The sequence below is a fragment of the Halogranum rubrum genome (assembly GCF_900114455.1).
GTDB classification, from domain to species: domain Archaea; phylum Halobacteriota; class Halobacteria; order Halobacteriales; family Haloferacaceae; genus Halogranum; species Halogranum rubrum.
Genome location: NZ_FOTC01000003.1, coordinates 375,921 through 399,227 on the forward strand (window position 1 = coordinate 375,921; position 23,307 = coordinate 399,227).

Consider the following 23,307-nt stretch of genomic DNA (forward strand, 5'->3'; position numbering starts at 1 on the left):
GGTGTGCGACCTGTGACGTAGGGCTTAACCACGGTGACCGCCAAAGCCGGGGCATGAGCGACGACCGCGATAGACCGCACAAGTTCTCCGAGGGGCAGGGACTCGACGAGGACTACGACGAGTTCACGCTCGACCCGCCGGAGCTCAAAATCGACCCGACGAAGGTCGACCCGGTCGACGACCACGTACTCGCAGACATCCTCGACGAACAGAACGTCAAGCGCGACGACGTCGACGTCCAGAGTCTCATCGACGTCGGTCTCTCCTACATGCAGATCAACCGCTTCGAGGAGGCCACGGAGGCCTTCGCCCGCGCCGCGCAGTTCGCCGAGGACGACTCTCTCGACGAACAGGAGGCGTGGGTGAACAAGGGCGCTGCACACGCTCAACTCGAAGAGTACGACGAGGCCATCGGTGCGTATCAGGAGGCACTCCGTATCGACGACGACTCCGAACACGCCGCCTCTGCCCACACCAACCTCGCGTACGCGTTGTGGGAGTGGGGCCACACCGAGGACGCACTCGAACACGCCGAGCGCGCCGTCGAGGCTGACCCACGCTTCCCGCAGGCGTGGTTCAACCGTGGCTTCTTCCTCGCAGAGCGCGGCCTGCACGAGGAGGCCGTCAACGCCTACGACAACGCGCTCCGTCTAGGGATGCGCAACGTGAACATCCTCGAAGAGAAGGCACGCGCACTGGAAGAACTGGGTCGTGAGGAAGAAGCCGAAGAGATCGTCCAACAGGCAGAAGAGATGCGCGAAGAGGCCGAGCGCGAGATGGTCGAGGAGTACTAGATGCTCCTCAGAGAGCGCGAGACGCCGGAGGGACTGCTCGTCTCCGTCTGCGACCCCGACTGTCTCGGCGAGACCTACGAGAGCGGCAAAGTGTCTCTGACCGTCACCGAGGACTTCTACGGTGGCGACGAGGCCGAGGACGCAGACGAAGACGCCGTCGTCGACAGTCTCCACCGCGCGACCGTCGCCAACCTCGTCGGCGAGGAGACGGTGCGCGTCGCCATCGAGGCTGGCGTCGTCGACGAAGAGACCGTCCTCGAACTCGAAGGCACACTGCACGCGCAGTTACTCTGGTTGCGATAGACGAGCGAAAAGAGCGGTCGGCGCGCTTCTCACGCGACCGGACGGGTGGGTCGGACGGAACGTTTCTCACGAACGACGAGATACGCCACGAGCGTGAGCAGTCCCAGGACGACGCCAGCGAGGAGGAGCGCGAAGGTCGCGAGCGCCCACGCGGGGGCGTACGAGATACCGTGCCGCGTCGCGTCGCGGTAGACCCAGTAGGCGACGATGAGGGGGACGAGGAGCAAGACCGGGAGGAGGATCAGTTCTATTCCGCCTGGAATGCCAACTTGTAGTGTAACGACCATGGGAGTATACACGTCAGCCGAGGAGAAGAATACGCGCCCGACGTACCTCGTCCAGATTGATTTCGAGGGGCGAAAGTAACCGGATTCGGTTCACATCGCTTCACACGACCGAAGACGTGTTATCCCCACAGTTCTTAGCCGATTCTAATGAAAGCGCAGGAGTCGTACCCCATCGACGTTGCGGCTATCCGGGAGGATTTCCCCATCCTCGCGCGGAAGGTCGGCGGCGATGTGACGACGCCCGGTGAAGGCGAAGGCGACACGGAACCGTTAGTGTATCTGGACAACGCGGCGACGAGTCAGACGCCGAAACGGGTCGTCGAGAGCATCGTCGACTACTACTACGGCTACAACGCAAACGTCCACCGCGGCATCCACCAACTCAGCCAGGAGGCTTCCGTCGCCTACGAGGAGGCACACGACCGCGTCGCCGACTTCATCGGTGCGGAGGGTCGCGAGGAGATCGTCTTCACGAAGAACACCACCGAGGCGATGAACCTCGTCGCCTACGCGTGGGGACTGAACGAACTCGGCCCGGGTGACCGTGTCGTCCTGACGGAGATGGAACACCACGCCTCACTCGTCACCTGGCAGCAACTCGCCAAGAAGACCGGTGCCGAGGTGAAGTACATCCGCGTCGACGACGAGGGCCGTCTCGACATGGAGCACGCGAAGGAACTCATCGACGAGTCGACGAAGATGGTCTCCACAGTGCATGTCTCGAACACCCTCGGCACCATCAACCCTGTCGACGAACTGGCCGACATGGCCCACGAAGTGGGCGCGTACATCTTCGTCGACGGCGCGCAGTCGGTGCCCACACGACCCGTCGACGTCGGCGACATCGACGCCGACTTCTTCGCCTTCTCGGGACACAAGATGCTCGGCCCGACGGGCATCGGCGTGCTCTACGGCAAAGAGGGGGTTCTGGAGGACATGGAACCCTACCTCTACGGCGGCGACATGATTCGGCGCGTCACCTACGAGGACGCGACGTGGGAGGACCTGCCGTGGAAGTTCGAGGCCGGGACGCCGAACATCGCGCAGGGAATCGGTCTCCACGCCGCCATCGACTATCTCGACGATATCGGGATGGAGAACGTCCAGCGACACGAGGAACTCTTGGCCGAGTACGCGTACGACCGCCTGAGCGAGTTCGACGACATCACCATCTACGGCCCGCCGGGTGACGACCGAGGCGGTCTCGTGGCGTTCAACCTCGACAGCGTCCACGCCCACGACCTCTCCAGTATCCTCAACGACTACGCCGTCGCCATCCGCGCGGGCGACCACTGTACGCAACCGCTCCACGACAAACTCGGCGCGGCCGCCTCCGCGCGTGCGTCGTTCTACGTCTACAACACGCGTGAGGAAGTCGACGCGCTGGTCGAGGCAGTTGGACAAGCGCGAGAGCTATTTGCCTGAGACGGCATCGGCACGTGACCCGCTGTGGTCACGGACACGCTGCCGCGGAAGTGTTGTCCGCCTGAGACGGCACAGCACTCGCATCTCTCCGTGAATCTCTTCTACAGAAGTGCTGTTCACTCGAACGACGGCACCGTGTGACCCCGTGGTCACTCGCTCGTGCTGACGAGGGTTTCGGTGACGTGCGTCAGCGAATCCTCTAGCAGCGTCAATATGTTGTAGGTGACCGTCGCCTGCGCGCCGACGACGCCGAAGACGAACCACGTGGGGAGAGCGGTTCGACCGAGTATCGAGATGAGTCCGTAACTGACGAGCAGGTTACCGGGGGCGGCGATGACGTGGACCGCCGCCGCAGCGACGAACTCCGCGTCGGTGTCGACGTCCGTCTCAGAGAGCGGCGTGCCGAAGGCGAGAAGCAAGAGGAGCGCGAACCCGACCAGTCCGCCGCCGACGTACGCGAAAACCGAATTCGGTGTCGGCGTCCCGAACTGGTGGATGAGGAGCGCACCGGCCCCCCAGATGCTCAACGTGTAACCGTACGCCTTCGATTCGGCCTGACAAGTGCCGGCGAGTCGCCCTCGAACGTTCATCACGTCGAGTTGACTGTGGGCGTAGACAAACACGTTCTGGCAGGAGAGCCAGAGGTGATTTAGTGCCGTCAACCGTCCCGACAGCCGTGACATCACCGACGCTCTCCTGTGTCGCCTGCGGTGAGACCACGAGCGAGTGGTCGTCCGCGCGATGCGACTGCGGCGAACCGCGATGGGTCGACGTCGACGTCGCCGGATTCGACTGGGACAACGTGACCGACGCACCCGGGATGTGGCGCTACGAGTCGCTTCTACCTGTCGACCGCCCGGGCAGTCTCGGCGACGTCGCAGGCGACACGCCACTCGTTCGGACGCCACGCCTCGACGACGTCGCAGGCGCGCGTATCCACGTGAAGAACGAAGCCGCGAACGCGACGGGGAGTTTCAAAGACCGCGGGAGCGCCGTCGGTATCGCGTGGGCGCTGGAACACGGCGTCGACACCGTCGGAACCGTCTCGCACGGCAACATGGCGATGAGCATGGCCGCCCACGCCGCGACCGTCGACCTCGACTGTCTGGTCTTGGTACCCGCCGACATCCCCGCCGAACGCCTCGGAAACATCGCGCAGTACGGCCCGACGCTCCTCCGCGTCGACGGCGACTACGGAAAGCTCTACGACCGGTCGCTGGAACTCGGTGAGGAGGCAGGCATCGAGTTCGTCAACTCCGACGCGCCGCTTCGCGTGGAGGGACAGAAGACCACTGCGCTGGAAATCTGCGAGGCGTTCGCCGCTGAAGGTGCTCAGCCACCGGATGCAATCGTGCTGCCCGTCAGCAGTGGGGGACACGCCAGCGGTGCGTGGAAGGCCGTCCGCGAACTCCACCGTGCGGGAGCCATCGACTCGCTGCCGCGACTCTACTTCGTCCAAGCCGCCGCCTGCGCACCCATCGCCGAGGCGTTCGAGCGGGGTGACGACGAGGTGACGCCCGTCGCCGCCGGTGAGACCATCGCCTACTCTATCGCCAACGCGAACCCGCCGAGCGGCAATCGCGTACTCGCGGCGGCGCGGGAGACCGGTGGTGCAGTGCTCGCCGTCTCCGACGACGCGATTCGAACCGCACAGCGCGAGTTCGCGACACGGGCGGGGCTCTCCGTGGAGACGTCGTCGGCGACGACGTTGGCGGGCACGAAGCGACTAGCAGAGAGCGGCGCCATCGAAAATGACGACGAGGTCGTACTCGTCGCCACCGGCAGCGGGTTCAAGGAACGAGGAAGTGGTGAGACACCCGACGTGGAGACGGTCAAGCTGGACGAACTCGGGGCAGTACTCGGCGTGGAGCGGTAGCGACGCTCGCTACGGCCCCGTACCCCGGAATCCTTTTACAGCGCACTCACTTACGAACGGCCAACTATGGGCATGGGCTCCGACATGTATCGGCAGCAGATTCTCGACCACTACAAGAACCCGCGCAACTACGGCGAGATGGAGGACCCCACCTTCTCGCACGTCGGGGAGAACCCCTCCTGCGGCGACACCATCAAGATGGACGTTCGTCTCGAAGACGACGGCGACACCATCGAGTACGTCGCCTTCTCGGGCGATGGCTGTGCCATCTCACAGGCCAGCGCGAGCATGCTCTCCCAGCAACTGCCGGGAAAGACGCTCTCGGAACTGAAAGAGATGGACCGCGACGACATCGTCGACATGCTCGGCGTCGACATCAGCCCGATGCGTATCAAGTGCGCCGTGCTCGCCGAGAAAGTCGCCCAGGATGGCGCGAAGATCTACCAGGGCGAAATCGACCTCGACAAGACGAAGACCGAAGACTGAGCGCGTTTCGACTCTCTGTTTCTCCTTTCGACGACCCGCTGAGACCCATCTCTGGCGCGTGGGTTTCCGGAGTTCACAGAATGGACAGCACTCGGTTCATCCGACCCCGTTCTACGCCCATCCGCGCCGCCTCGCCACGACTGTCGACCACGCCGCGACGCCGGTCAGCGCGATTGCGACGACAGCAACCGACTGAAACAGGGCGTCGTCGTCCATGGAGAGCGCGTACAGTTCGAGGACGAGGATGACGGCATAGAGAGACGCGAGTATCCACATGGCGGTATCCATTCGGGAACGCATGCGTAGAGATGGCTCCAAGACGACATAAACAGCAGTCGCTCATCTCGTCGAAAACGAAACACCGTCGGAAGAGAAAACCGGGGGAGGAAACCAACCGAAACCTGAGACCTTACTCGGGCATCAGGCCGCCGTCCTGCACGCGCATGACGGCCTCACCGTCGGCGAGGTTCGGTGCGTCGACGAGGCGAACGATACGCTTGTCGCCCTTCGACTTGCGGAGGTACATCCGGAACGTCGACTTGTGGCCGAGGATGTTGCCACCGATAGGCTGCGTCGGGTCGCCGAAGTAGGAGTCGGGGTTCGAGGCGACCTGGTTCGTCACGAGCACGGCGGCGTTGTAGAGGTTGCCGACGCGGTCCAGGTCGTGGAGGTGACGGTTGAGTTTCTGCTGGCGGTCGGCGAGTTGACCACGGCCGACGTACTCCGCGCGGAAGTGTGCCGTGAGCGAGTCGACACAGAGCAGACGAACCGGCCACTCGGTGTCTTCGTGCTCTTGGGCGAGTTCCTCGGCCTTCTCGGCGAGGAGCATCTGGTGGTTGGAGTTGAACGCCTTCGCGACGTGAATCTTGTCGAGGACGTCCGCGATGAGTTCGTCCATCGCCGCCTCGTCGTCGGGCGAGCCCTCGATTTCGCGGTCGTCCATCGTCGCCTGCAGGACGTCGTCGTTGAGGCCACGAACCATGTCGTCGATACGCTCGGGGCGGAACGTGTCTTCCGAGTCGATGAAGATGACGCTGCCGCGGAGACCGCCGACCTCCTTCGGAAGTTGGACGTTGACGGACATCTGGTGGGTGATCTGGGACTTCCCGGCACCGAACTCACCGTAGGCTTCGGTGATGGACTGCGTCTCCAGTCCACCGCCGAGGAGGTCGTCTACTTCGGGAATCTGCCAGCTGAGCTTCCCAATCTTCTCTCGGTGTTCGAGGACGGCCGTTCCGGTCTCGAAGCCACCGATGTCGGCGGCGTTCTGGGCGGCGCGGACGATGTCCGTCGCCGTGCTGTCACCGACGTCCGCCTTCGTCGCGAGGTCTGCGGGACTCGCGACGGCGAGGCTCTCGTACGTGTTGAACCCAGCGTCTGTGAGTTTGTCTGCGGTTGCGGGACCGACTCCGGGGAGGTTTTCGAGATCGTCTTCTGCCATCGTAGTCGTTGGTTACGCCTATCGGCACATAAACCCTCGTTAACAGCAGAGTGAAAGTGAAACTGCCGGACGTCGTGGTGGTCGCTACCACGGTCTGACGAGGGTTTAGATGCGAAAAGCGCGCAGGCGACGAAGCGAGTGCGGAGAGCGACGCAGGTAAGGACAAAGCTAAGCGCGAATCGGACGGCTATAGCGAGGGGAACAGCGGAAGTGAAGCGGGCGACGAGCGCCAGGAGAAGCGGAGTGCGGCGGGAGTCAGAACGACGACGAGCGAAGACGGTGATGGAGGCTACTCGCCGCTACTCCCACGGGTGGCCGGTCGGTGAGTCGGGCCACAGCGGGTACCAGAACTGTTTGTCCTCTTCGACACCGAGTTCTCCGTCGAGGACAGTCTCCAGTTTGAATTCGAGGTTGCTGTCGCGCTCGTGACCGCGTTTCGGCGCGAACGGGTAGTACTTTCCGCGGCGGAACGAGTAGATCCAGTACGCCCGTGAGTCGTCCTTTCGGAAGCCGAACACGGCAGCGAGCAGGCGAGAGCCGTACCCCTGTTCGATGAACTCGTCGGCGGCGAAGTGGATGCTCGTCACGAGGTCTTCGGGGTCGTCGTCTTCGAGGACGACCCAGTGATAGCCGTGGTCGTCCGCGTACCGCTTGAACACGGTTCCGGTCTCTTCTCCACCCGCTTCGAGAATCGCTTCGACGTCGTTCAGCGTCTCGGCGAAGTCGGTGCTGTCCACGGAGGAGAAACAGAGCGCCGCCTCGCCGGCGGAGTCGAAGCCGAGGTCGGCCTCCATCGTCAGATACGCAGTACTCATCCCGAAGAGGTCCTCCGGGTCGGCCGCGCGAGTGGCGTCGGCCTCGGCGCGTAATCCGAGCGCCGAACGGAGCGAGTCGAACAGTCCCATGTGAGAGCCGTCGGGCCGGGTGGACTTAGGTCGTTTCCACCGTGCGTTCGAGTTCTCGAAGCCGAGCGATTCGGCGGTCGGTCGACGGATGAAGCCACGGCAACGGTGCGCTCGTCGGCGAGACGACACAGAACGCGCTGACGACGCCGAGGTCACGAGCGTCACTTGCCGGGGGAGAGGAGTCGTCGACAGTCAACGTCTGGAGCGCCGACGCGAGCGCCCCAGCGTCGCCGGTGAGCGCGACGGCCCCCCGGTCGGCGGCGTACTCTCGCGCTCGCGACAACAGCACGACGACGGGTGCAGTGAGGACGACGAGGACCGCCGAGAGAACACCGAAGAAGAGGCCGAGGAACACGGCTTGCAGGCTCTTCGAAGCGACGTCGACACTGGCCTCGGCAGTCGAGAGACCGACGAGCGTCGGCAGCGACGCGACGGTCATCACCGACGAGTCGTAGTTGGCGACGTGAGCGACCTCGTGGGCGAGGACGGCCGTGAGTTCGTCGCGAGAGAGCACGTCGAGCAGTCCGGTCGTGACGCAGACTGTCGCGTCACCGCGCCAGCCGACCGTGAACGCGTTGGCTTCGGAGCTGTCGACGACGGCGACGGCGGGCGTGGGAACGTCACCCTGCTGTGCGAGTCGGGAGACGAGTCCGACGAGTACCGGTTCTTCTCGGGCAGTGACGACGTTCGCGCCGACGCCACGGAGCGTCAGCGGTGGGCCTGCGACGAGGAAGACGAAGAGCAAACAGCCGAAGAGGAGCGCGACGAACGCGCCGAGCGAACCGAGCAGGTTGAGGAGGAGGGCAGTGAAGCCGACGTAGCCGACGAGGACTGCCCCGCCGGACACGACGGTGGTGGCGACGAGCCACCGGTCGCGGGACCAGTGCATAGCCGAAACGGAACCGCCGAACAGATAAGTGTAGTGACGTGTCGAGAAGTCGACGAAGCGGCGGGTTTACCGCGTCTCCATCTCCTTTTCGAGTTCGCGGAGTTTCGCGACGCGCTTCTCCGTACTCGGGTGCGTGCTGGCGATTTTCCCGATGAAACCGCTCTTGATGGGGATGATGAAGAACGCGTTCATCTCCGCCTGTTCACGCATATCCTCTTTCGGAACGTTGTCCATCCGACCCGAGATCTTCAGGAGCGCCGAGGCGAGCGCCGACGGTTTCCCGGTGATGACCGCGCCACCCCGGTCGGCGGCGTACTCGCGGTAGCGCGAGAGCGCGCGGATGAGGACGAACGAAATCACCCACACGACGAGTGAGAGCATGATTGCGACGATGACCGGAGCACCGCCCTCGCGACGGTCGCCACCACCGAAGAACCAGCCCCAGCGGACGACGAGGAACGCGATCGTCGAGAGGAACGACGCGATGGTCATGACCGCCACGTCACGGTTTTTAATGTGAGCCAGTTCGTGAGCAATGACACCTTCTAACTCATCACGATCGAGCGTCTGCATGATTCCCGTGGTGACACAGACGGCCGAGTTCTTCTGGTTACGACCCGTCGCGAAGGCGTTCGGGACGCGCGAGTCGGCGACGGCAACTTTCGGCTTCGGCAAGTCAGCCTGCTGTGAGAGTCGACCAATCATCGCGTGCAACTCGGGATACTCCTCCTCGGAAACTTCCTTCGCGCCCATGCTGTAGAGCGCGAGTTTGTCGCTGAAGAAGTACTGAACCGCGAGGAACGGTACCATTAGCACGAGGAACCCCACATACTGTGTCTGCGAGATGACGACCGCGAACACGAGGTAGAGAGCGAACAGGAGGAACATGGTCAGCACCATGCGACCCCTGAGTCCCCAGTCCGGTTTCCAATCCATGCGCCCCTCTAGCCACTCTGGTGTATAAACGCTGCCGGAGTTGGCTGTTTGGTGCCATGACACATACTCCTGCACCACAGAGGCAATCGAGGCCGTTCGAGTGAAACCCACGCCGTCCGGGGAACTGCCGAAATACCGGGCGACAAGGCGTGTGAACGCCCACCGTGACACACGGCAACATATTCCTGCCGAAAAAATATTATAATTAGGGGGTGAACCATTGAGTATGGCAACACGCCAGACAGCCCCCTCGGAAAACCACAAGTGTAGCTGTGGACAAACGTTCCCCACGACCGAGGACCTCGTCGCACACGCCCGGCGTGAGCACGGGCTGTGGGCGCACTGACGCACTGCCGGCACACCAGTCTACTTGTTCTATGCAGTCGACGTGAGAGCTATGGAGACAGTTCTCGTGACCGGCGGTCTCGGCCGTTCGGGTCGTTGGCTCGTCAACCACCTCGCCGATAGTTACAACGTCGTCTGCGTCGACGTCGACCACCCCGGCTTCGAAATCGACCCGCGTGAGCACGTCGACTTCCGCGCACTCGACTTGACCGACCGTGGCTCCGTCTTCGACCTCGTGACCGACCTCGACCCCGACGCCGTCGTCCACTGGGGTGCGATTCCCGCACCCGAGCGCCACGCTGGCGGCGACGTCTTCGAGAACAACACACTGTCGACCTACAACACCCTCGTCGCGGCGGGGAGAGTAGACGCACGCGTCGTCTGGGCGTCCAGCGAGAGTTCCTACGGCTTCCCCTTCGCCCGCGAGAAGACACTCCCGGACGAACTCCCCATCACCGAAGACCACGCTCAGCGCCCCGAAGACCCCTACGGCACCTCGAAAGTCGTCGGCGAAGAGATCGCGAAGATGGTCGTCCGCCGTCACGGGGTGTCTATCGCGTCCATCCGCCCCTCGTGGATTCAGTACCCCGGCGAGTACAACTGCCGGACTCTCCCGAGCGTCGAGTGGGACGACCCGTCGGACCTCGAAGCGGGGGCGGGCAACTTCTGGTCCTACGTCGACATCCGCGACGTAGCGACACTCGTCGCCGCCGCACTCGATGCCGAAGTGCCCGGTCACGAGGCGTTCCACGCCGCGGCGGCGGAGAACTACCTCGACCGACCGACGACCCGCGCAGTCGAGGCGTTCTTCGACGCGGTTCCCGAGAACTGCACTCTCGACGGCGACGCGTCGGCGTTGTCGACGGCGAAAGCCGAACGCCTGCTCGACTGGACGCCCGAGCACTCGTGGCGTGAGGCTGTGGACGAAACCGTCGAGGAACCGACGCTCTACGACTGAATCGGCGACGAGATTCGTCGGCTATTTTCGAGCGAGTCTCCTCGGACCAGCTATGGAAACTGTGCTCGTCACCGGCGGCCTCGGGAAATCGGGGCGTTGGCTCGTCGATAGCCTCGCAGAGAGCCACGACGTCGTCTGCGCCGACTTCTCGCACCCCGGATTCGACACGCAGGGAACGAAGGGTATCGAGTTCCGCGCGCTCGATTTGACGGAACGCGGGGCCGTCTTCGACCTCGTGACCGACATCGCTCCCGACGCCGTCGTCCACTGGGGAGCCATCCCCGTCGCGGGCCGGCATCCCGGCGGCGACGTCTTCGAGAACAACACGCTCGCCGCTTACAACGTCCTCGCGGCGGCGGGGCGAGTCGGTGCACGAGTCGTCCAAGCCTCCAGCGACGGTGCCTACGGTTTCTACGGCGCGGCGGAGACGCCCGTCCCGGACGAGTTACCCATCACCGAGGAGCACGCGCTGCGACCGGAGGACGACTACGGCCTCTCGAAAGTCGCCGCCGAGGAGATTGCGAAGTCCTTCGTCCGACGCGACGGCGTGCCAGTCGCCTCTATCCGCCCCTCGTGGATTCAGTACCCCGGTGAGTATCCCTGTCGCGACGACGGGTACCTCTCAGACCTCGCGGCGGGCGCGGGCAACTACTGGTCCTACGTCGACATCCGCGACGTGGTGGGTCTGGTGGAGGCGGCACTGGAAGGGACGAAAGACGGGCGAATCGAAGACCACGAAGCGTTCAACTGCGTCGGCCCGGACAACGCGCTCGGTAAGCCGCTTGCAGACCTCGTAGAGGAGTTCTACGGGTCGCTGCCCGCGGACTGCTCGGTCGAAGGAGACGCGTCGGCGTATTCGGTCGCGAAAGCCGAGGACGTGCTCGGATGGACCCCGGAACACTCGTGGCGTGAGTCGGTCGACGAAGCCGCCGCCGACCCCGAACTGACGGGCTGAGCAGAGAGTCGAGTGTCTCGGCGACGCGCTGGTCACTGTACTCGGGGAGAGAATATCTATGTCCTCAGGAAGCGTTCTGCTGGTATGAGTTACCGTCTCCAGAGTGCCGTGGGTTCCGTCGTCGAGTCTGTCGGTGCCAGCGAGCGCCGTCGCGTACTGGTGGCACTCGGGATTCCACTGCTCTTCTGGCTCACAGTCGAGTTGGCAGCGAATCTCGGATTCCTCCCGCTCGTCCTCGCCGTCGGGCTAGCCGCGTATCTGTACACGCGGGAGACGGAACAGGAGACGCTGGCAGCCGGTTTCGCGGGAGTCGGCCTCCTACTGGCCTCGCTGTTTCTACTCCAGTTGTACTGGGTCGGTGCCACCGGGAGCACGGAACCGCTGGCCGACGCCGCTACGAGGCTCTCCGGATGGCTTCTGACGGGAGTGGTGCTGCTCGGACTCGGCTACTGGCTGTACAGAGTAGAGGTCTGAGACGAGTATCCGCTCGTTCGTCGGGAGGCCGAACATAGCTGACGCTTCGCGGGGCTTAAACGCCACAAAAACGTACGAACGCGCAACATGAGCGAGTCACGCGAGTTCTGTCCGCGTTGTGGCGACCCCGTCGAAGACCGGGAGGAACCGCTTCCCGGAATGCCCCGCGAGAAGGACGCCGTTCTCTGTGACGCCTGCTACTTCGAGGACTTCGACCTCGTCGACGCCCCCGAACGCGTCGAAGTGATGGTCTGTGCCCACTGCGGGGCCGTCTACCGCGGCAACCGCTGGGTCGACGTCGGCGCGAAAGACTACACCGACGTCGCCATCGACGAAGTCTCGAACGCCCTCGGTATCCACCTGAAAGCCCAGGACGTGTCGTGGGCCGTCGAACCCGAGCAGGTCGACCAGAACACCATCCGGATGCACTGTCAGTTCACGGGGATGGTCCGAGACACCTTCCTCGAAGAGGAAGTCGTCGTCCCCGTCAACATCTCTCGACAGACCTGCAAGCAGTGTGGGAAGAAAGCCGGCGGCTACTGGGCGAGCCTCGTCCAACTGCGGGGAACCGAGCGTGTGCCGACGGCGGACGAAGACGCCCGCGCCGTCGAAATCGCCGAGGACATCATCGCCGACCGAGAGGAGGCAGGTGACCGCGGCGCGTTCATCACCGAGACCCAAGAGACCGACGAGGGCGTGGACATCAAACTCTCGACGAACCAGTTGGGACAGGCTATCTCCAACCGTATCACGCGAGAACTCGGCGGTCACGTCAAGACCTACCCGACGCTGGTGACCGAAGACGGCGACGGCAACGAAGTGTACCGCGTCACCTACGCGATTCGCCTGCCGAAGTTCACGCCGGGCGACGTCATCGAACTCGACGACGACGACGAGGGCCCGATTCTGGTCACGAGTTCTCGCGGCAACCTCAAAGGGACCCGACTCACGACCGGCGAACACTACGAGTCGCGGTTCGAGGAGGGTGAGACGCCGCCGGCGACGAAACTGGGGACCGTCGACGACGCCGAGGAGACGACTGTCGTCACCGTCGAAGACGACCACGCAGTGCAGGTGCTCGACCCCGAGACGTACGAGGCCAAGACCATCGCTCGACCGGACTTCTTTGACCCCGAGAAACCGACGGTCGCGGTGCTCAAGAGTCGGGCGGGGCTACACGTCGTTCCGGAGAGCGAGACGTAAGGACAGCGAGAATAACGTTAGTCGGCGCGAGGGGCAGGACGCTCGGTCTGGGCGCCGACCGTCGGTGTCTCGGGGCGCTGTTCGATGCCGTACTGGTGGAGGACTGCAGCGAACTCTTCTTCGGTCCGCCCGGCGCGGGAGGCCGCCTGCGAGAGCGTCAGTGTCTCGCTACGGTACAGTGTCAGAGCCTGCGTGAGGGCGTGGGAGTGCATCGGTGTACACTACCCTGTACTGAGAGGAAGTATGTAAAGCTATCGTGAGAATCGCTCTCAGTATCTTTCGCCTACCGAGTTTAGGGTGAACATATTTGGACATATGAGGTGAGAAAGTGGACAATCAACCAAAGTAGTTAACAATCATTTAGAACCTGTTGGGCAATATTCGCCAGTACGCGACGAACGAGCAGAAGAGGCCCTGTGGGAGTCGTTTCCAGTGAGAATGACTGTCACAGACTCGTGCGAGAACGTGACAATCTCACGAAGAGAGTCGTCGCTCTGTGTCGGCGCGTGAACGCACCAGGGAGTAAAAAAGAGGGATGGCAAAGAAAAGTGAGTTGAAAGCGAACAGACGACGCTAGTTGTCTCCCCAGACGTCCGACAGGGGATGGTTCTTCCGCTGCTCTGCGCTGGATTGCTTGACGCCGGACGAGGTGTTTCCCGAACGACGTCGGCTCCGCCGACCCGACCGACCGGTTCGGTGGCCGCCGGACACCTCGCCGAGGGCCGCCTGCGGGTCGAAGTCGGGAAGGTCGGGTGTCGACATCCGTGTCACCTGCTCGGCGAACCAGTCGGGCATGTCGGGTTCGGCGCGGTCGAACAGGTCGAGCAGGCTCGAGTCCGCGAGGTAGGTGTCGCCGTAGTCGTCGGGCGCGCGGACGACCCGCCCACACGCTTGGATCACGGTCCGGAGCGCCGCACGGTGATACCACGCCCACTGACCCTCTTCCAGTCGGCGCGCGACTCGTGAGTCGCTCGTGTTGAGGTACGGAGCCTTACACAGCACCTGCCAGCGACAGAGGTCACCTTTCAGGTCCAGCGCCTCCTCCATCTTCACCGAGAGGAACAGTTCGGGTTCGTCGGTGGCCTTCCACGCGTCCAGTTCGTCGTCGCGGTCCTCGCGCGTGTGGATACGGACCCTGTCGCCGACGCCGAACTCCGCCAGCGTCGTCGCCAGTTTCTCCTGAATCCCGTAGGAGTGGGCGTGGACCAGTCCCTTCTGGTCGGGGTGTTTCGCCATCAGTCGCACCAAGAGACGAGCAATCTTCGGAATCGTCTCGTCGCGGTGTTCGAACGTCATCTTTCCCTGCGTCACGTCGTACAACGGTCTGTTCTCGACGGGGAACGTGTGGCCGACGTCGACGAGGGCGACGTTCGCCGGGTCCAACCCGACCTGTCGACAGAAGGCGTCTTTGTTCAGAATCGTCGCCGAGAGGAGTGCGAACTTGTTGCCGCGGTCCCAGACGGTGTGGTGCAGATACTTCTCGGGATTGAGAGGCTTGATGACGAGCGGGCTTCCCTCGCCGGCCTCTTGGTCGACGACCCACGTCGTCGCGCTCGTCGGGTCGCGATAGTCCTCGACGAACCACTTCAGTTCGCCGTGGAGCTCTTGGAGTCTGTCGCGGCGGGCGGCCTCGTCGGGCGTCAACTCGGGTTTCGCGACGAGGTCGTCTTTCGCGCGCTTACAGACGCCCATCAGCGTCTCGGCGAACCGCGCCGCGCGGTCGACGGAGTCGTCCGCGCTCGAAACGTCGGGAACGCCGATATCGTCCCAGACGGGAACGGTTCGGGGTTTGACCTCGATGGTGGCGTACATCTCCGCCCACTCGGCGAGTCCGTGCGCCTCGTCGACGACGACGACGTCCCGTTTCCGAAAGACGTCGGACCCGGCGGTCTGCATGAAGTACGCGAGCGTCATCGCCGCGATAGAGCGAGACGAGGCGATAGCGCGGTCCGAGAAGTACGGACAGCGATGCCGAACAGTACAGTCGAACCCCTTCTCGCGGACGCAGGGCGCACGGTTGACGGGCGTGTCGTGTTCGCCCGGGAGGATGCAGTCGTAGTTGCCCTTCCCACGGATAATCTTCAAATCGGAGAGCAGGTCGTCGGTGGCGACGTCGTCGAGTTGCGAGACCTGCGGGGTGGTGTAGTAGGCATCGGTGGCCTCCTTCGGTTCGGCCTCGTCGACCCGGCGGGCGCAACCGGCAATTGCTCTGGCGAGGAGCGACTTGCCGCTCCCGGTGGGCGCACGCACGAGAACTACGTCGTTGCCGGCGGCGAACGCGTCCCGGATGTCGCGGAGCGCCTGCTCCTGATTACCCCGGTAGCTGGGCGCGGGGAACCCCTCGAAGATGCGGTCCGGGTTCACGTTCGTTCCTGTCTCTGCCCCAGCCTAAATCCACCGTTCGGTGAAGGCCTCGGCCGGGTCGTCGCCGTCACCACGCCGCAGCATCCTCGCTACTGTCACAGCCGTCACCACACCGCGACATCTTCTGTACTGTCACGGCCGCTACAGTGCCGCGACATCTTCTGTACTGCCGCGGCCGCTACAGTGCCGCGACATCCTCCGCCGTCACCTCTCGGTCGTCCGGCAACCGCTCGATACAGTCGAAACAGAGGAAGTACTCACTGCCGTCGACGAGTTCGAGTTCGATGCCACCGGTCGACTCGTTGGCGAAACTCCAGAAATCGCCGATACCGCCGGCGATTCGGACGGCTTTTCCGCAGGCGTCACAGGGTTCGCTAGTCATCGAGTGAAAGACTGCGCGGAACGACAAGAGCCTTCCCCGACACACATTCATGGTCCATGCTCTCGTTACTCTCACGTATGGAGGTGAACTGCGAGGACTGTGCCGGCTGCTGTCTCGACTGGCGACCCCTCGTCTCGGAGGCTACCGAACGACCCGCCGCGTTCGACCGGGAGCGTCGCGGTCGCCGCCCGTCGCTCGACGACACCTACAACCTCGTTCCGCTCGCGCGCGACGAGGTACGCGACTTCCTCGATGCGGGCTACGGTGACGTGATGATACCTCGCCTCTGGGAAGCCGACGAGGGCGACGACAGCGTCACCGTCGACGGATACGACCTCGTCGCAATCGCCGACCGACCGGTGTTCTTCGTCGGCCTGCGAAAGCCACCGAAACCGGTCGCTCCGTTCGGAGTCGACTCCCACTGGCTCGACACCTGCGTCTTTCTCGACCCGGACACGCTCCGCTGTCGCATCCACGGGTCGCCACTCTACCCGCGCACCTGCAGCGACTACCCCGGCCAGAACCTCACACTCGACCGTGAGACGGAGTGCGAGCGCGTCGAGGCGGAGTTTGACGGCGAACGACTGCTCGACGACACCCCGCCCGAGACGGTCGGACTCGCACTCGGCCCGCAGGCACTGGGCGCGAAACTGTTCGTCTACCCCGACCCCGACGACCTGACGGGCGTAGTCGACCGACTCGTCCGAAGAGACCTCACTCCCGCCGACCGTGCGCAGTTCGTCGGCGCCGCCGTCGGGTCGAGTCCGGGGACGACGACGGTCGACGAGATGCGTGCCGAGGAGGCGAGAGAAACAGCACTCGCCGCCGACTCGTGGGCCGGGCAAGCAATCGAGGCGTGGGAGGAGGTGGCAGGGGCGGTAGGGTCGACCGTAGACGGTGACGCCGTCTCGGGAGCGACCGTCGAAGTAGCTCGTGGTGCACCTAAAACAGGAGAGTAGAGCCGTGCAAACGACTCGACTCGGCGGGAACAGTTATCCACCCCCCGAGCGTGGATTCGGAGCATGAACGTCCTCGTCACGGGTGCGACCGGGTTCGTCGGGAGGCGGCTCGTCTCCGCACTACTCGATGGTGGCTACGAGGTGACCGCCCTCGTTCGCGACGCCGACCGCTACGATGAGCCGAACGGTGTCCGTGTCGTCGAAGGTGACCTACTCGAACCGGGGAGTTTCGACCAGGCGCTCGACGTCGACGCCGCGTACTATCTCGTCCACTCGATGCAGTCAGGCAGCGACTTCGAGGAGCGCGACCGGTTGGCGGCGCGCACCTTCGCCGACGCGGCCAGCGAGGCGGGTATCGAGCGCGTCATCTACCTCGGCGGACTCGGGTCGGGGCGCGACCGCCTGTCGAAACATCTCCGGTCGCGACGAGAGGTCGAACAGATCCTCGGCGAGGGAGACTACGAGTTGACGACACTGCGGGCGGCCATCGTCGTCGGCGAAGGAAGTGCGAGCTTCGAGATGATAGAACAGTTGGCCAAGCGCCTCCCGGTGATGGTGACACCACAGTGGGTCCAGACGGAGTGCCAACCCATCGCCATCGACGACGTCGTCGCGTATCTCGTCGGTGTCCTCGACGTGCCGGAGACGGCGGGTGAGACGTACGAAATCGGCGGGCCGGAGGTGTTGACCTACGGCGAACTGCTGCAGCGAACCGGCGCACAACTCGGACAGTCGACCCGAATCGTCGCCGTCCCGGTGTTGACACCGCGACTCTCCGCCTACTGGGTCGACCTGGTCACCGACGTGCCTCGGAGTGTCGCCCGACCGCTCATCGAGGGGCTGAAGAACCCAGTCGTGGTCGAAGACACCCGCATCCGTGACCTCATCCCCATCGAGTTGACGCCGTTCGACGTCGCCGTCGAGCGAGCGCTCGGCACCGACCGTCTGGACCCAACTCGGTCGACGTCGGCCGAGCCGACACGGGCCGATTAAGCCACGTGCTCCCTATCCTGCTGCTATGAGTCTGTTGGGAACCGAGTACGGTGAGGCGTGGGCCTACGAGAGCATCGTGGGTGCGTTGCCCGGAGTCAACCTGAGCGAACCACAAGCCGTCGCGTTCCAGTTCGTCCTCTTCGAGGTACTGATTCTACTCTTTGCCTGGGTGTACGACCTGTGGGACGCCGCCATCGCGGGAACCGCCGCCGTCGCCGTCGCCGTCGTCGGCAGCGTCGCGATGCTCCGACTGGGGGCAGGGACACGGTCGCTCGACCTACCTGGAACGTATCGGCGGGTACTGTTCGGGTCGAGTATCGAGGTAGTGCTCGCGGTGCTCGCGTTCATCGCACTCGTCACTCACCTGTTCGTCTTCGACCCACAACAGGCCGCAGCGGTCGGTGAACCGTCACTACTCGACCGACTGTTCGGGCCAGAGCCGCCCGTCGTCGTCGTCTACCTGATGCTCCTCGTCCTCTGGGACCTCTGTTACCGCATCGGCACGTCGTGGTGGACGGCCGTCGTCGCCCTGTGGCGGTCCTACCGGTACACGTTCGACGACGAGACGGTCGACGCTCTTCGACGGCTGGACGCGACGAACGTCGGGTTCGCGCTCGCACAGATGCTGCTCGTCCCGTTCCTCCTCGACGAACCAGTGCTGTTGCTCGCCGTCGGTGGACACGTCGTCGCGGTGACGCTCGTCTCGACGGGTGCACTCGCGACACTGCAGAAAGCCTGAACCCGCTAGTTACCCTTCATTTCCTTGAACTGGTCGAGTAAGGCGTCGGCCGAGTCCCCCGAGTCGAACTCGAGTCGGCCGTGGTACTCTGTACGCATCTCGGAGAAGTCGGTGTCGACTTGTCCAGTTTTCTTCGCACGGCGTTCGTGTTCTTCCTCGTCATAGGCACCCATTGACATGGTACAGCATGTCTTGGGAATGGCCCTATAAAAATATGACGATTAAAATAGACAATGATGAAGAAACGCTCGTGGATGAGTTAGCGGGAGAGGCCCGTGCGCAAGAGGTAAACCCTCCGACGAAGTAGCCACGCCCGTGGCACGACCCCTTCGTTTCCGGCACGCCCCCGGGAAGTGGACGAAGCACCGGATCCGGAACGAGGTGTTCCAACCGCTCGACGACAACCTGGGTGCGACGATGCGAGCACCGTGGTACAAACCGCCGTCGGGGTACGAGGCCTACCGCTTCGAGATGGACAACGGCGACATCGCCCTCTTCGTGTGGAACGACGAAGGAGCGTACTGGCTCGGTAACACCGAGACGCCGAGCAGCCTCTGGCGGACGGACAAGTTCGGCTTCACCGAAGTTCCGTATCCGATTACTCGCTGGGCCGAGCGAGAACTCCTCGCCCAACTGTACGAGGAGTCGCCGTGGCTCGAACCGTTCCCGCACGTCGCGTGGTTCTTCCTCCCCGTCTTCCTCTCGAAAGACGGCCGACACACCACCCGTGAGTTCTTCGACGAACACGCTGCGGGCTTTCCGGACGCGACGCGCGACGAAGCGCTCGGATTCTACGAACGATTCCTCCACACCGGCGCACTCGACGACTATCGAGAACTCATGGCCGGAAAGTTGGGCACCTCACAGCAGGTCGACCTCGTTCGGATGTCAGCGTCGATGGGCGAGTTCAACGTCGCGAAAGTGCTCCACGACGCCGGCTACGACCTCACACCGGAAATCGAAGTGACGACTGGTCACTCACTGGACTATCGAGCAGACCGTCCCGGCGAGGACGGAACACTCGTCGAAGTGACGCGCCCGCTCCCGCCGAACCGACGGTCGGCGAACACCCCCGTCGCCGCCGTCCGCGACACTGCCGAGACGAAGACGAACGGCCAGTTGGCGAACCACGGTGGTGGCGTCACGCTCTTCGTCGACTGCTCGTCGTTCCCGGACGACGATTGGTTCGCCGTCCGCGGCGAGCAACCCGAGGTACGACACAAACCGGCCGTCGTCTTCCGGGTCCGTCCGGACGGGCGCGTCGAAGGCTACTCGAAAGGGTCGGTTCCGCTCGACTTGGACGACGGTCTCACGTGGGTCTGAGTCGGCGACGAACGCGAGTCACGTTTCTCACGCTGCTGATTCGGTCAAGAACCAGGGCGGAGCGACGTGGTCACGACGTGACCGGGCGCAACTGACTCCCCTGATTAATGGCCTGATAGAGTAGGCAGTAAGGAGAACTTCGAGAACCACCTTAGTGTGCAGTACAATCTGTCGGACGGACCCTTGCCCGGAGTTCAGAGCGACAGATTGTGGCATTCCAGTCGACGACGTCCGCTCATCGCGGACGTCTTCCGGTCCCAGCATCGATAGTTTCGTTTCGTCGTTCGACTACTGAGCGAGCGCTGGCTCTCGAAGAGTGACTTTTCAGTCCGAGGGCGCGTCGTGACTCGCCGTCGTAGCCGTCGAAAAATCCGCAAAAGTCCGCGAGAGTCCGCGGGAGTTCGCGAAACTCCGAGCCGTGGTGAGTCTGTTCGGTGTGGTTAGAACGACACCGGGTCGGGACCGGTCTCACCGAGTGTGTACACGTCGCGGTCGCTGTAGAACCGCCGCCCGATAGCCTGGTGGCTCACACCCGTGAAGACCGCGTCTCGAAGGTCCTGTGGCCCGTGATAGGTCTCAGAGCCGAGGCGTTCGAGGACTGCCTGGAGTGTTTCGGACCCGTCTGCAAGTTCGATTTCGTGGTCGCCGTGTGCTTCGATGAGTTCCTCGCTCGTTGCGGGGTACTCGTAGCCATCGATCAGGTCTCCGGTGCCGTTGAGGCGCATCGTACTACGGTGTAGCCGAGAGTGGATTATAATGGTTTTCCATGCACAACCTTCGAGGCCACAGTAGTCCTTAATCTTCCTTAATGACGGTCGAGAGAGAAACCCTTTCGGCACGAGCGACGGAGGAGAGGTATGATGAACGTGGGCGACGCGAACGGCAGCGCGACGGGGGTTCCCGACGATGACAGCACGGCCGAAGAGGCTCCTGCCGCAGACCTGCATCTCCACACGACGGTATCAGACGGGACGCTCACCGTCTCTGCGCTGCCGGATGCGGCACGGGCGGGCGGCGTCGACACCGTCGCCGTCACCGACCACGACCGGGTTCATCCCGGCCTCGACGCACCGGTGACGGTTCACGACGGCGTCACCGTCATTCGAGGTATCGAACTTCGCGTCGACGCCGGCGCACAGAACGTCGACCTGTTGGGATACGCCGTCGACCCGACACCCGCACTCGACGACGAGTTACGTCGACTACAGGAGAACAGAAAGGAGCGCGCCCGTGCCATCGTCGCCTGCGTCGAGAATCGCCTCGGCGTGGCGCTCGACGTCGACATCCACGACGGTATCGGTCGCCCACACATCGCACGGGCCATCGACGCCAGCGACGCCGACTACGACTTCCAAGGCGCGTTCGACCACCTCATCGGTGACGGAGGGCCGTGCTACGTCGCTCGCGAACTGCCCTCCTTCGAGTACGGCGTCGACCTCCTGACCGAGTCGTGTGCCGTCGTCGGCCTCGCCCACCCGTTTCGGTATCCGGACCCTGCGGCGGCGCTGGCCTTGACCGACCAGTTGGACGCGGTCGAACGCTACTACCCCTACGACGCTCCGCCCAACGCCGACGAGGTAGCCCGACTGGACGCACTCGTCGAGAGCCACGACCTGTTGGCGACGGGTGGCAGTGACGCCCACGACGCGACCCTCGGACGAGCGGGGCCACCTCGTACAGCGTTCGACCGATTCGCCGCACGACTGCCGAGAGCGGAGGGTTAAACGTGGTCGGGGCCGAAGTGGTTCGTATGCAGTGCCATTACTGCGACCGCGATGCCGCATACGCCGCCGAGAAAGACGGCATCAAAGTCGGTCTCTGCCAAGCGCACTTCCAAGAGCGGATGGAGGAACTCGCCGAGTCCGACGAACTCGCTGCCCTGCGCGAGCAAATCGACGTCGACCGGACAGAGTAGACCCGTTCTGTCGCTCAGAGAAGCCGACCCGAGAAGACGAACAGACCGGCGAGGATAATCTCGAACGAGAGCGTCCCGAGTGCCGACAGAACTACGAACCGCCGGACGTCGAGTTCCGAGAACCCTGCCGGGACGGTCAACATTCCCCGCGTGAACAGCATCGTGTTACTCAACGGTACCACGATTGGCCCCCAGCGGTCGAACCAGCCGTCGAACTTGTCGAGTCGCTCCTCGCTGATACGGAACCACCGCTTTCCGAGGAGGTAGTCGCGCCCGCCTCGCTTGGCGACCATGAACAGCACGCACTGGCCGATGGTCGCACCGAGGACGGCGATACCGATGATCAAGAGGTTCTCCGGCGCGAACAGCCGAGAGGTGTTCCCGATGAGCAAGATAGCACCGGGAACGATGAGTTCGCTCGGCATGATGTACATCAACATCGCTCCTTCGAGGACGAAGACGAGGAGGAGGACGAGAAAGGCGTATTCGGAGTTGAAAAGCTCCTGGAGATACGGCGGCATCTCCCCGAGTTGGAGCAAGGTGGTCATTGTCCATGTGTAGCCAACTCCCGAATAAATCGTTTGTGACCTCGTGTGCGGACAGTGAGAAGAGAAGAGAGTGTATCCGAAGTCAGCACGACGCCTCGTTGCATCCCCGTGGCGCGTGGCTTCGTCGCCTTCCGGCGGCGAACCACGCACGCGAGGGATGACTGAGTAAGCGAGCGAAGCGAGTGAACGAAGAAATCGGTTGGGGAGGACGTGGCTGTGCTGAAGGTGGGACTGAAAGGGGACGTGTTCTCGTCAGACGAGACGATGCAAGCACCACAGGCGAAGCCGAGGAGCACAGCGAATCGCAGGCGACGAGAACACGTGGGTTTTCGAGCTGATGTAGTCGGGAAATCTCAGTAACTGCAAACCGAGGTCTCTGTTGAAATGCACTGCTGATGACAGTCTTTCAAGGTCGTGCTGAATACAGAGCGCATAGTCAGCACGGCAGAATTTTGAATCTAGTGGCACTGTCTAGATAAGGAACGAGCAGGTCGAAAAGTTAGTGATCTATGCTACTCTCAAACCTGCTCAAGCAGAGTTTAGACACCGCTACGCTTGAATGTTGGCAGCGGGAGCGGACGGCGACGCCCGTCAGGGCGTTCGCCGTCCGACTCCATGCTGCCGGTTTGTCGCTTAGAGAGACAGAAGCGATTCTTCGGCTGCTCGGCGTAGAACGCTCGTTTCAGGCAATCTTTCAGTGGGTACATCGGCTGGCTGACAGCGTCTCAGACCCGCCGAAGGCGACGCCGAGGCGGGTCGCGGTCGACGAGACCGCTGTCAAAATCAACGGTGAGTGGTCTTGGTTAT

The 23,307-nt window shown here is 63.3% G+C and carries 28 protein-coding genes and 1 pseudogene; 16 read left to right on the top strand and 13 right to left on the bottom strand.

Annotated elements, in window-relative coordinates; genetic code table 11:
- The first annotated feature begins 53 nt into the window (after nucleotides 1-53).
- Nucleotides 54-794 (top strand): tetratricopeptide repeat protein, encoded by a 741-nt coding sequence (locus BM083_RS15915; RefSeq protein ID WP_089870484.1) that lies wholly within the window; start codon nucleotides 54-56, stop codon nucleotides 792-794.
- A complete protein-coding gene (locus BM083_RS15920; RefSeq protein WP_009367060.1) occupies nucleotides 795-1,097 on the top strand; it encodes a DUF424 domain-containing protein in 303 nt (100 codons plus the stop codon).
- A 29-nt stretch (nucleotides 1,098-1,126) separates the two neighbouring features.
- Here BM083_RS15920 and BM083_RS15925 read toward each other — a convergent pair whose 3' ends face one another.
- The gene (locus BM083_RS15925; protein WP_089870486.1) at nucleotides 1,127-1,384 is read right to left on the bottom strand and encodes a hypothetical protein; all 258 of its coding nucleotides are present in this window, start codon (nucleotides 1,382-1,384) and stop codon (nucleotides 1,127-1,129) included.
- Between the two features lie 147 nt (nucleotides 1,385-1,531).
- Here BM083_RS15925 and sufS point away from each other — a divergent pair, with 147 nt between their 5' ends.
- Nucleotides 1,532-2,809, top strand: a complete 1,278-nt coding sequence (gene sufS, locus BM083_RS15930) for a bifunctional cysteine desulfurase/selenocysteine lyase SufS (RefSeq protein ID WP_089870488.1) — start codon at nucleotides 1,532-1,534, stop codon at nucleotides 2,807-2,809.
- 149 nt (nucleotides 2,810-2,958) lie between these two features.
- Here sufS and BM083_RS15935 read toward each other — a convergent pair whose 3' ends face one another.
- A complete protein-coding gene (locus tag BM083_RS15935) occupies nucleotides 2,959-3,492 on the bottom strand; it encodes a hypothetical protein (protein WP_218148973.1) in 534 nt (177 codons plus the stop codon).
- On the opposite strand from BM083_RS15935, the gene thrC reads away from it, so the two are divergent.
- Entirely contained in the window at nucleotides 3,486-4,685 is a 1,200-nt protein-coding gene (gene thrC, locus BM083_RS15940) for a threonine synthase (protein WP_089870492.1), read from the top strand. The genes BM083_RS15935 and thrC overlap by 7 nt on opposite strands.
- Nucleotides 4,686-4,751: 66 nt before the next feature.
- The gene (gene sufU / locus BM083_RS15945; protein ID WP_009367065.1) at nucleotides 4,752-5,171 is read left to right on the top strand and encodes a Fe-S cluster assembly sulfur transfer protein SufU; all 420 of its coding nucleotides are present in this window, start codon (nucleotides 4,752-4,754) and stop codon (nucleotides 5,169-5,171) included.
- Nucleotides 5,172-5,282: 111 nt separating this feature from the next.
- Here the strand turns inward: sufU and BM083_RS22875 are convergent, their stop codons facing one another.
- The 5 genes from BM083_RS22875 to htpX form a co-directional block, all read right to left on the bottom strand.
- A complete protein-coding gene (locus BM083_RS22875) occupies nucleotides 5,283-5,471 on the bottom strand; it encodes a hypothetical protein (RefSeq protein WP_143085750.1) in 189 nt (62 codons plus the stop codon).
- A gap of 109 nt (nucleotides 5,472-5,580) precedes the next feature.
- Complete coding sequence (gene radA / locus BM083_RS15950) at nucleotides 5,581-6,612, bottom strand: DNA repair and recombination protein RadA (protein ID WP_089870494.1); 1,032 nt, start codon at nucleotides 6,610-6,612, stop codon at nucleotides 5,581-5,583.
- Nucleotides 6,613-6,911: 299 nt separating this feature from the next.
- Entirely contained in the window at nucleotides 6,912-7,517 is a 606-nt protein-coding gene (pspAB, locus tag BM083_RS15955) for a PspA-associated protein PspAB (RefSeq protein WP_089870495.1), read from the bottom strand.
- A 25-nt stretch (nucleotides 7,518-7,542) separates the two neighbouring features.
- Complete coding sequence (locus BM083_RS15960) at nucleotides 7,543-8,406, bottom strand: M48 family metalloprotease (RefSeq protein WP_089870497.1); 864 nt, start codon at nucleotides 8,404-8,406, stop codon at nucleotides 7,543-7,545.
- A gap of 66 nt (nucleotides 8,407-8,472) precedes the next feature.
- Entirely contained in the window at nucleotides 8,473-9,342 is an 870-nt protein-coding gene (gene htpX / locus BM083_RS15965; RefSeq protein WP_089870499.1) for a zinc metalloprotease HtpX, read from the bottom strand.
- A 397-nt stretch (nucleotides 9,343-9,739) separates the two neighbouring features.
- Between htpX and BM083_RS15970 the strand changes: the two genes are divergently transcribed.
- The 4 genes from BM083_RS15970 to BM083_RS15985 all read left to right on the top strand — a co-directional run bounded on the left by BM083_RS15970 (nucleotide 9,740) and on the right by BM083_RS15985 (nucleotide 13,277).
- Complete coding sequence (locus BM083_RS15970) at nucleotides 9,740-10,645, top strand: NAD-dependent epimerase/dehydratase family protein (RefSeq protein WP_089870501.1); 906 nt, start codon at nucleotides 9,740-9,742, stop codon at nucleotides 10,643-10,645.
- 52 nt (nucleotides 10,646-10,697) lie between these two features.
- Nucleotides 10,698-11,600 (top strand): NAD-dependent epimerase/dehydratase family protein, encoded by a 903-nt coding sequence (locus BM083_RS15975; protein WP_089870504.1) that lies wholly within the window; start codon nucleotides 10,698-10,700, stop codon nucleotides 11,598-11,600.
- 84 nt (nucleotides 11,601-11,684) lie between these two features.
- Nucleotides 11,685-12,074: a hypothetical protein gene (locus tag BM083_RS15980; protein WP_177197663.1), complete on the top strand. Its 390-nt coding sequence runs from the start codon at nucleotides 11,685-11,687 to the stop codon at nucleotides 12,072-12,074.
- An 87-nt stretch (nucleotides 12,075-12,161) separates the two neighbouring features.
- On the top strand, nucleotides 12,162-13,277 hold the full coding sequence (locus BM083_RS15985; protein WP_089870506.1) for a 60S ribosomal export protein NMD3: 1,116 nt from the start codon (nucleotides 12,162-12,164) through the stop codon (nucleotides 13,275-13,277).
- A gap of 17 nt (nucleotides 13,278-13,294) precedes the next feature.
- Here the strand turns inward: BM083_RS15985 and BM083_RS15990 are convergent, their stop codons facing one another.
- The 3 genes from BM083_RS15990 to BM083_RS16000 form a co-directional block, all read right to left on the bottom strand.
- On the bottom strand, nucleotides 13,295-13,489 hold the full coding sequence (locus tag BM083_RS15990; RefSeq protein ID WP_089870508.1) for a DUF7317 family protein: 195 nt from the start codon (nucleotides 13,487-13,489) through the stop codon (nucleotides 13,295-13,297).
- Nucleotides 13,490-13,850: 361 nt separating this feature from the next.
- Nucleotides 13,851-15,641, bottom strand: coding sequence for a helicase C-terminal domain-containing protein (locus tag BM083_RS15995; protein WP_009367076.1), 1,791 nt, complete (start codon nucleotides 15,639-15,641; stop codon nucleotides 13,851-13,853).
- 178 nt (nucleotides 15,642-15,819) lie between these two features.
- The gene (locus BM083_RS16000; RefSeq protein WP_009367077.1) at nucleotides 15,820-16,023 is read right to left on the bottom strand and encodes a DUF7561 family protein; all 204 of its coding nucleotides are present in this window, start codon (nucleotides 16,021-16,023) and stop codon (nucleotides 15,820-15,822) included.
- A gap of 77 nt (nucleotides 16,024-16,100) precedes the next feature.
- Here BM083_RS16000 and BM083_RS16005 point away from each other — a divergent pair, with 77 nt between their 5' ends.
- The 3 genes from BM083_RS16005 (at nucleotide 16,101) to BM083_RS16015 (ending at nucleotide 18,714) form a co-directional block, all read left to right on the top strand.
- On the top strand, nucleotides 16,101-16,982 hold the full coding sequence (locus BM083_RS16005; protein WP_089870510.1) for a YkgJ family cysteine cluster protein: 882 nt from the start codon (nucleotides 16,101-16,103) through the stop codon (nucleotides 16,980-16,982).
- A gap of 63 nt (nucleotides 16,983-17,045) precedes the next feature.
- Entirely contained in the window at nucleotides 17,046-17,975 is a 930-nt protein-coding gene (locus BM083_RS16010) for an NAD(P)H-binding protein (RefSeq protein ID WP_089870513.1), read from the top strand.
- 25 nt (nucleotides 17,976-18,000) lie between these two features.
- Complete coding sequence (locus BM083_RS16015; protein WP_089870514.1) at nucleotides 18,001-18,714, top strand: DUF7530 family protein; 714 nt, start codon at nucleotides 18,001-18,003, stop codon at nucleotides 18,712-18,714.
- Between the two features lie 5 nt (nucleotides 18,715-18,719).
- On the opposite strand, the gene BM083_RS23425 is transcribed toward BM083_RS16015, so the two are convergent.
- Nucleotides 18,720-18,893, bottom strand: a complete 174-nt coding sequence (locus BM083_RS23425) for a DUF5786 family protein (RefSeq protein ID WP_245756906.1) — start codon at nucleotides 18,891-18,893, stop codon at nucleotides 18,720-18,722.
- Between the two features lie 136 nt (nucleotides 18,894-19,029).
- Here BM083_RS23425 and BM083_RS16020 point away from each other — a divergent pair, with 136 nt between their 5' ends.
- Nucleotides 19,030-20,037 carry a DUF5784 family protein gene (locus BM083_RS16020; RefSeq protein WP_089870516.1) on the top strand — a complete coding sequence of 336 codons (1,008 nt, stop codon included), beginning with the start codon at nucleotides 19,030-19,032 and terminating at the stop codon, nucleotides 20,035-20,037.
- Between the two features lie 440 nt (nucleotides 20,038-20,477).
- Here the strand turns inward: BM083_RS16020 and BM083_RS16025 are convergent, their stop codons facing one another.
- The gene (locus tag BM083_RS16025; RefSeq protein ID WP_009367084.1) at nucleotides 20,478-20,762 is read right to left on the bottom strand and encodes a DUF5789 family protein; all 285 of its coding nucleotides are present in this window, start codon (nucleotides 20,760-20,762) and stop codon (nucleotides 20,478-20,480) included.
- A 135-nt stretch (nucleotides 20,763-20,897) separates the two neighbouring features.
- On the opposite strand from BM083_RS16025, the gene BM083_RS16030 reads away from it, so the two are divergent.
- Nucleotides 20,898-21,761, top strand: a complete 864-nt coding sequence (locus BM083_RS16030) for a PHP domain-containing protein (RefSeq protein ID WP_394327620.1) — start codon at nucleotides 20,898-20,900, stop codon at nucleotides 21,759-21,761.
- A gap of 26 nt (nucleotides 21,762-21,787) precedes the next feature.
- The gene (locus BM083_RS23430; RefSeq protein ID WP_009367086.1) at nucleotides 21,788-21,952 is read left to right on the top strand and encodes a DUF6757 family protein; all 165 of its coding nucleotides are present in this window, start codon (nucleotides 21,788-21,790) and stop codon (nucleotides 21,950-21,952) included.
- Between the two features lie 14 nt (nucleotides 21,953-21,966).
- Here the strand turns inward: BM083_RS23430 and BM083_RS16040 are convergent, their stop codons facing one another.
- Complete coding sequence (locus tag BM083_RS16040; RefSeq protein ID WP_089870517.1) at nucleotides 21,967-22,500, bottom strand: DedA family protein; 534 nt, start codon at nucleotides 22,498-22,500, stop codon at nucleotides 21,967-21,969.
- Between the two features lie 509 nt (nucleotides 22,501-23,009).
- Here BM083_RS16040 and BM083_RS16045 point away from each other — a divergent pair.
- Nucleotides 23,010-23,307, top strand: a pseudogene (locus tag BM083_RS16045) (IS6 family transposase); the annotation flags it as partial.

What these genes read in the sequence shown, in the direction of transcription:
- BM083_RS16005 (WP_089870510.1), top strand. Translation starts at nt 16,101, where the DNA reads ATGGAGGTGAACTGCGAGGACTGTGCCGGCTGCTGTCTCGACTGGCGA.
- BM083_RS22875 (WP_143085750.1), bottom strand. Translation starts at nt 5,471, where the DNA reads ATGCGTTCCCGAATGGATACCGCCATGTGGATACTCGCGTCTCTCTAT.
- pspAB (WP_089870495.1), bottom strand. Translation starts at nt 7,517, where the DNA reads ATGGGACTGTTCGACTCGCTCCGTTCGGCGCTCGGATTACGCGCCGAG.
- BM083_RS15915 (WP_089870484.1), top strand. Translation starts at nt 54, where the DNA reads ATGAGCGACGACCGCGATAGACCGCACAAGTTCTCCGAGGGGCAGGGA.
- BM083_RS15985 (WP_089870506.1), top strand. Translation starts at nt 12,162, where the DNA reads ATGAGCGAGTCACGCGAGTTCTGTCCGCGTTGTGGCGACCCCGTCGAA.
- radA (WP_089870494.1), bottom strand. Translation starts at nt 6,612, where the DNA reads ATGGCAGAAGACGATCTCGAAAACCTCCCCGGAGTCGGTCCCGCAACC.
- BM083_RS16040 (WP_089870517.1), bottom strand. Translation starts at nt 22,500, where the DNA reads ATGACCACCTTGCTCCAACTCGGGGAGATGCCGCCGTATCTCCAGGAG.
- BM083_RS16010 (WP_089870513.1), top strand. Translation starts at nt 17,046, where the DNA reads ATGAACGTCCTCGTCACGGGTGCGACCGGGTTCGTCGGGAGGCGGCTC.
- BM083_RS16025 (WP_009367084.1), bottom strand. Translation starts at nt 20,762, where the DNA reads ATGCGCCTCAACGGCACCGGAGACCTGATCGATGGCTACGAGTACCCC.
- BM083_RS16000 (WP_009367077.1), bottom strand. Translation starts at nt 16,023, where the DNA reads ATGACTAGCGAACCCTGTGACGCCTGCGGAAAAGCCGTCCGAATCGCC.
- BM083_RS15935 (WP_218148973.1), bottom strand. Translation starts at nt 3,492, where the DNA reads ATGTCACGGCTGTCGGGACGGTTGACGGCACTAAATCACCTCTGGCTC.
- BM083_RS15960 (WP_089870497.1), bottom strand. Translation starts at nt 8,406, where the DNA reads ATGCACTGGTCCCGCGACCGGTGGCTCGTCGCCACCACCGTCGTGTCC.
- BM083_RS16015 (WP_089870514.1), top strand. Translation starts at nt 18,001, where the DNA reads ATGAGTCTGTTGGGAACCGAGTACGGTGAGGCGTGGGCCTACGAGAGC.
- BM083_RS16030 (WP_394327620.1), top strand. Translation starts at nt 20,898, where the DNA reads ATGAACGTGGGCGACGCGAACGGCAGCGCGACGGGGGTTCCCGACGAT.
- BM083_RS15980 (WP_177197663.1), top strand. Translation starts at nt 11,685, where the DNA reads ATGAGTTACCGTCTCCAGAGTGCCGTGGGTTCCGTCGTCGAGTCTGTC.
- BM083_RS15925 (WP_089870486.1), bottom strand. Translation starts at nt 1,384, where the DNA reads ATGGTCGTTACACTACAAGTTGGCATTCCAGGCGGAATAGAACTGATC.
- BM083_RS15970 (WP_089870501.1), top strand. Translation starts at nt 9,740, where the DNA reads ATGGAGACAGTTCTCGTGACCGGCGGTCTCGGCCGTTCGGGTCGTTGG.
- BM083_RS23425 (WP_245756906.1), bottom strand. Translation starts at nt 18,893, where the DNA reads ATGTCAATGGGTGCCTATGACGAGGAAGAACACGAACGCCGTGCGAAG.
- BM083_RS15975 (WP_089870504.1), top strand. Translation starts at nt 10,698, where the DNA reads ATGGAAACTGTGCTCGTCACCGGCGGCCTCGGGAAATCGGGGCGTTGG.
- sufU (WP_009367065.1), top strand. Translation starts at nt 4,752, where the DNA reads ATGGGCATGGGCTCCGACATGTATCGGCAGCAGATTCTCGACCACTAC.
- BM083_RS23430 (WP_009367086.1), top strand. Translation starts at nt 21,788, where the DNA reads ATGCAGTGCCATTACTGCGACCGCGATGCCGCATACGCCGCCGAGAAA.
- sufS (WP_089870488.1), top strand. Translation starts at nt 1,532, where the DNA reads ATGAAAGCGCAGGAGTCGTACCCCATCGACGTTGCGGCTATCCGGGAG.
- BM083_RS15990 (WP_089870508.1), bottom strand. Translation starts at nt 13,489, where the DNA reads ATGCACTCCCACGCCCTCACGCAGGCTCTGACACTGTACCGTAGCGAG.
- htpX (WP_089870499.1), bottom strand. Translation starts at nt 9,342, where the DNA reads ATGGATTGGAAACCGGACTGGGGACTCAGGGGTCGCATGGTGCTGACC.
- BM083_RS15920 (WP_009367060.1), top strand. Translation starts at nt 795, where the DNA reads ATGCTCCTCAGAGAGCGCGAGACGCCGGAGGGACTGCTCGTCTCCGTC.